At 58.5% G+C, this 5,243-nt stretch carries 5 protein-coding genes; 2 read left to right on the top strand and 3 right to left on the bottom strand.

Annotation, left to right across the window (positions count from 1 at the left end):
* Positions 1-168: 168 nt before the first annotated feature.
* From MEB48_RS28920 to MEB48_RS28910, 3 genes are all read right to left on the bottom strand, one after another.
* Positions 169-1,713 (bottom strand): phosphoenolpyruvate carboxykinase, encoded by a 1,545-nt coding sequence (locus MEB48_RS28920; RefSeq protein WP_237887111.1) that lies wholly within the window; start codon positions 1,711-1,713, stop codon positions 169-171.
* 179 nt (positions 1,714-1,892) lie between these two features.
* Entirely contained in the window at positions 1,893-2,795 is a 903-nt protein-coding gene (gene hslO / locus MEB48_RS28915; protein WP_237887110.1) for an Hsp33 family molecular chaperone HslO, read from the bottom strand.
* Between the two features lie 231 nt (positions 2,796-3,026).
* Complete coding sequence (locus MEB48_RS28910; protein WP_237887109.1) at positions 3,027-3,434, bottom strand: RNA-binding S4 domain-containing protein; 408 nt, start codon at positions 3,432-3,434, stop codon at positions 3,027-3,029.
* A gap of 214 nt (positions 3,435-3,648) precedes the next feature.
* On the opposite strand from MEB48_RS28910, the gene rimB reads away from it, so the two are divergent.
* Together rimB and rimK are read left to right on the top strand one after the other, a co-directional pair.
* Positions 3,649-4,128 (top strand): retropepsin-like aspartic endopeptidase RimB, encoded by a 480-nt coding sequence (gene rimB / locus MEB48_RS28905; RefSeq protein ID WP_095054426.1) that lies wholly within the window; start codon positions 3,649-3,651, stop codon positions 4,126-4,128.
* Complete coding sequence (rimK, locus tag MEB48_RS28900; RefSeq protein WP_008005189.1) at positions 4,125-5,030, top strand: 30S ribosomal protein S6--L-glutamate ligase; 906 nt, start codon at positions 4,125-4,127, stop codon at positions 5,028-5,030. The genes rimB and rimK overlap by 4 nt, the downstream gene beginning before the upstream one ends.
* Positions 5,031-5,243: the final 213 nt, after the last annotated feature.

The following is a 5,243-nucleotide window of genomic DNA, read 5'->3' as shown; positions in this document are numbered from 1 at the left end:
GCTAACACTTCCCCTTGCCGGGTGTGTAGAGGACTTCCACCTCCAAGTCATCCAACTCATCACCATAATGAGCTGAACAGCGCCAGTCACGGCGCTACGCGCCATGCCTGGCGCACCATAAAAAAAGCCGCCCCAAAGGGCGGCTTTCTCATTACATCAAACCAACTCTTACAACTTCGGCCCAGCAGCCTTGATCGCGTCGCTCACATCAAACTTTTTAAAGTTCTCAACAAACAACCCAGCCAACGCCTTAGCCGCTTCATCATAAGCAGCCTTGTCAGCCCAGGTATTACGTGGGTTCAACAGGCCAGTCTCAACACCCGGCACAGCCAACGGCACGTCCAGGTTGATGGTGTCCAGGTGCTCAGTCTCAGCACCAATCAAAGCACCGCTCTGGATCGCAGCAATCACGCCACGAGTAGTCGGGATGTTGAAGCGTTTGCCGACGCCGTAGCCGCCGCCGGTCCAGCCGGTGTTGACCAGGTAGACCTTGGAGCCGAAGCCGCGGATGCGCTTGATCAGCAGTTCCGCGTATTCGCCAGCCGGGCGCGGGAAGAATGGTGCGCCGAAGCAGGTGGAGAAGGTCGATTTGATACCGCTGCCCGAACCCATTTCGGTCGAGCCCACCAGTGCGGTGTAGCCGGACAGGAAGTGGTAGGCCGCTTGTTCTTCGCTGAGGATCGACACTGGCGGCAAGACGCCGGTCAGGTCGCAAGTCAGGAAGATCACCGCGTTTGGTTCGCCACCAAGGTTCTTCTCGGAACGCTTCTCGACGTGCTCCAGCGGGTAGGCCGCGCGGCTGTTCTGGGTCAGGCTGCCGTCGGCGTAGTCGGCTTTCTTGGTGACCGGATCGATTACGACGTTTTCCAGAACGGCGCCGTGCTTGATGGCTTTCCAGATGACCGGCTCGTTCTTCTCGGACAGGTCGATGCACTTGGCATAGCAACCGCCTTCGATGTTGAACACCACACCTTCGCCCCAGCCGTGCTCGTCGTCACCGATCAGGTAACGGCTTTCGTCGGCGGACAGGGTGGTTTTGCCAGTGCCGGACAAACCGAAGAACAGGGTCACGTCGCCTTCTTCGCCGATGTTGGCGGCGCAGTGCATCGGCAGCACGTCGGCGGCCGGCAGCAGGAAGTTCTGCACCGAGAACATGGCTTTCTTCATTTCACCGGCGTAGCGCATGCCGGCGATCAGCACTTTCTTCTGGGCGAAGTTGAGAATCACGCAACCATCGGAGTTGGTGCCGTCACGCTCTGGAACGCACTCGAAGTTGGCGACGTTGAGGACTTGCCACTCTTCGCGGCCGGCCGGGTTGTACTGGGCCGGGTTGATGAACAGGCAACGACCGAACAGGTTCTGCCAGGCAGTCTGGGTGGTCATCTTCACGGCCAGGTAGTGCTCTTCGGCAGCACCTACGTGCACGTGGGAAACGAAATGCTCTTGCGCGTTGTTGAAGGCCTCGACGCGAGCCCACAGGGCATCGAACTTGTCGGCCGGGAACTTGCGGTTGATCGGGCCCCAGGCGATGGCGTCCTGGGTGGTCGGCTCTTCAACGATGAAACGATCGACTGGCGAACGGCCGGTACGGTGACCGGTGCGAACAACCAGCGCGCCGGTATCGGCAAGCTCGCCTTCACCGCGATTCAGGGCTTCTTTAACCAGATCATCAACACTCAGATCGGTGTACACGGCGTTATTGGCTTGCGTCATGAGGTTCCCCGTCGGCCAGTGGCCGAGTGCTCCAAACGTTTTGTAGTAGAAAGTCGTGCACTACTACCGCGAAAAAAGTGGGCCGGATTATGCCAGAAAAGCCCAAAAAGTGTAGGGCCCTCCCGTCGTAACGGCGTTATTCCGGCGTTACGCAGTGAATTTACCTGCACTGAAACGTTTTAGTGACGGGTATCTGACGGCGATTCGACCCCTGCACCCGCAAACAATTGGGTGATATCAGCCCCGTCAAACAGGTAGCGCTCGTTGCAGAACTGACAATCGACCTCGATGCGGCCGCCATGTTCGACGACCAGCTTTTGAGCATCTTCCAGACCCAAACTGACCAGCGCATTGCCCGAGCGTTCCCGCGAACAGCTGCAATGGAAACGCAGTCTCTGTACGTCGAACAGGCGCACCTGTTCTTCATGGTAGAGGCGATGGAGCACGGTTTCGTTGTCCAGACTCAGCAATTCATCGGCGGTCAGGGTGCTGGCCATGGCGGTGATGTGCTGCCAGCTGGCGGCGCGCTCTTCTTCGTCTTTCAGACGGTCGGCAGGCAATTGCTGCAGCAACAGGCCACGGGCACGACGGCCATCGGCGTAGAGCCAGAAGCGCGTACCGACCTGCTGAGACATGACGAAGTAGTTAGTGAAGCACTCCGACAGGGTTGCGCCGTCGAGGTCGACGATGCCTTGGTAACGCTGTCCTTGAGTCGGGTCGACGGTCAGTGCCAGCACACCGTTGGGCATCAGGTCGGCGAGGGTCGCGTCGGGGGTAATCTGGTCGGCTTCGTAACGAGCCAGACCACGAATTTCACGCTCACTGGAGCACTCGATCATCAGCAACGGCACCGGACCTTCGGAACGGGCCTGAAGAATCAGCAAGCCATCGAACTTCAAGGTGCCAACCAGCAACGCCGCCGCGGCCATCAGTTCGCCCAGCAGTTGCGCGACCGGCTCTGGATAGGGGTGTTTGGCGAGCACTTCGGCATAGCTACGCTCCAATCCAACCAGCTCGCCGCGGGTGTCGCTGTCATCGAAGATGAAGCGTTGGGTGTAATCGTTATCCGATAGATTGGTCATAAGTCTGGGTATCTGAAGTGGTGACAAAAAATGAAGATCGCCCCATTGCACACGTGTGGGCGGGCAACGTTTAGCCGTGAAGGCATTTTATGAACAATTCGGGGTGGTTCCAAGCAAGGTCAAACCTCGCTTTTCGACGAACGGTGTTCCCCATCTGCCGAATGCGCACTGGCGAACACCCCATATGGCTGCACAGGTGCGCGATTACAAGGCTGTGCCCGACGGCGATCACTATTCGTCGTTGCTGTTACCGCGAAACTTGAACAGATCCCGGCGCTGTTTCTTGCTCGGTTTGCCATCGGTGCTCACGCCCAATGCCCCCGCCTTGCGCATGGCCGCAGCCGCTTCACGTTTGGCGACGCTGGCTTCGGTTTCGGCATACAGGGCCTGAGCCTCTGGCGCGCCACGGCGCACGATCGATAGCGCCTTGACCACCACGGTGCGCTCCTCGAAGCCGGTGCGAATCTGAAACTCATCACCAATCCTCGGCTCCTTACCCGGCTTGCAGCGCTCGCCCCGGCAATGCACCTTGCCGCTTTCAATGGCGGCCTTGGCCAAGGCACGTGTTTTATAAAAACGCGCGGCCCACAACCATTTATCGAGACGGACCTTGTCGTCCTCTTCGCTTTTTTGTGCCATCGGATGACCTCATTCTGAAATATCAATGAACTGTACTACCGTTTCTGTCGTGCCATGAATTCCCACGCTGTGGATTAGAATGCAGGCATTCCCCCGCACATTGGGGGATGGAAATCCGGGCAGTAGATATCTGTCGCCTTTTACCCATTATTCTGCGTGAATACCGCGAATTCGGCCGCACGCGGTCTGAGCGGTTTTTGCCGGTTGAGCACTTTTGAAGACATTTGATCATTTGACCGTTATCGGTCTGCGCGAGTGGGTGGCGCTCCCGGATTTGGGAGTCGCGGGCCTTCGGGCAAAAATCGACACCGGCGCCAGCACCTCCAGTTTGCACGCCACTGATATCGAGCCGTTCGAGCGCGATGGGGAACAGTGGGTGCGCTTTACCGCGCACCTGGGCACGGTGGTGCAACTGCGTCACCGGCGTTGCGAAGCCCCGCTGGTAACGAGAAAAACCATTAAAAGCTCCAATGGCCACACGCAGATGCGCTATGTGGTCAGTACCACCCTGGCCCTCGGTGATCGGGTCTGGCGGGTCGAGTTCACCCTCGCCTGCCGCAAGTCCATGCGATATCGCCTGTTACTCGGTTCCAAAGCCCTGATCGACGGCCAGTTGGTGGTCAATCCGGGCATCAAATATGTACAAGACAAGCCGGTGTTCCCGGTATCTACCTTCTCCACAGGTGTTGCATGAAGATCGCTGTGCTGTCGCGGAACCCGCGTCTGTATTCCACCCGTCGTCTGGTCGAAGCCGGTATGGAGCGTGGCCATGAAATGGTGGTGATCGATACCCTGCGCGCCTACATGAACATTGCCAGCCACAAGCCGCAGATCCACTACCGTGGCAAACCGCTGGAGGGTTTCGATGCGGTGATCCCGCGGATCGGCGCATCGGTAACGTTTTATGGCTGCGCGGTGCTGCGCCAGTTCGAAATGATGGGGGTGTTTCCGCTCAACGAATCGGTGGCCATCGCCCGTTCGCGAGACAAACTGCGTTCGCTGCAATTGCTGTCGCGCCGGGGGATTGGTTTGCCGGTCACCGGTTTTGCTCACTCCCCGGATGACATTCCCGACTTGATCGAGATGGTCAACGGTGCGCCGCTGGTGATCAAGGTGCTGGAAGGCACCCAGGGCATCGGTGTGGTGCTGTGCGAGACAGCGACGGCGGCGGAATCGGTGATCGAGGCCTTCATGGGCCTGAAGCAGAACATCATGGTGCAGGAATACATCAAGGAAGCCGGCGGTGCGGACATTCGTTGTTTCGTGGTCGGCGACAAGGTGATCGCGGCCATGAAGCGCCAGGCCAAGCCGGGGGAGTTTCGCTCCAACCTGCATCGCGGTGGCAGTGCGAGCCTGATCAAGATCACGCCGGAAGAACGCATGACCGCGTTGCGTGCGGCGAAGGTCATGGGGTTGGCGGTGGCGGGGGTGGATATCCTGCGCTCCAATCATGGGCCGCTGGTGATGGAAGTGAACTCGTCGCCGGGGCTGGAAGGGATTGAAACCACCACCGGGAAGAATGTGGCGGGGATCATCATCGAGCATCTGGAGAAGAATGGCGGGCCGAATATGACACGGACCAAAGGGAAAGGTTAAACACTGAAATTTATGGCGGCTGGAAGGCCGCCTTCGCGGGCAAGCCTCGCTCCTACATGGATTTGTGATCAACTGTAGGAGCGAGGCTGTTGTGGTCCAGTTTTTTTGGACCGCTCTGTAGGAGTATTAGGCCGCCCGCTCTTCAAAAAGGGCTGGCGGCAGGTTATTCGAGGCTGTGTGGCAACGGCGATGGTTGTAATGCCAGACAAAGTC

It is taken from the genome of Pseudomonas sp. PGPR40, from assembly GCF_022014505.1.
Lineage (GTDB): Bacteria > Pseudomonadota > Gammaproteobacteria > Pseudomonadales > Pseudomonadaceae > Aquipseudomonas.
This window is presented reverse-complemented; position numbering and strand designations above follow the sequence as displayed.

Bases quoted from the DNA above. Each gene is read 5' to 3' on its own strand.
- hslO (WP_237887110.1), bottom strand. From the start codon at position 2,795: ATGACCAATCTATCGGATAACGATTACACCCAACGCTTCATCTTCGAT.
- rimK (WP_008005189.1), top strand. From the start codon at position 4,125: ATGAAGATCGCTGTGCTGTCGCGGAACCCGCGTCTGTATTCCACCCGT.
- MEB48_RS28910 (WP_237887109.1), bottom strand. From the start codon at position 3,434: ATGGCACAAAAAAGCGAAGAGGACGACAAGGTCCGTCTCGATAAATGG.
- MEB48_RS28920 (WP_237887111.1), bottom strand. From the start codon at position 1,713: ATGACGCAAGCCAATAACGCCGTGTACACCGATCTGAGTGTTGATGAT.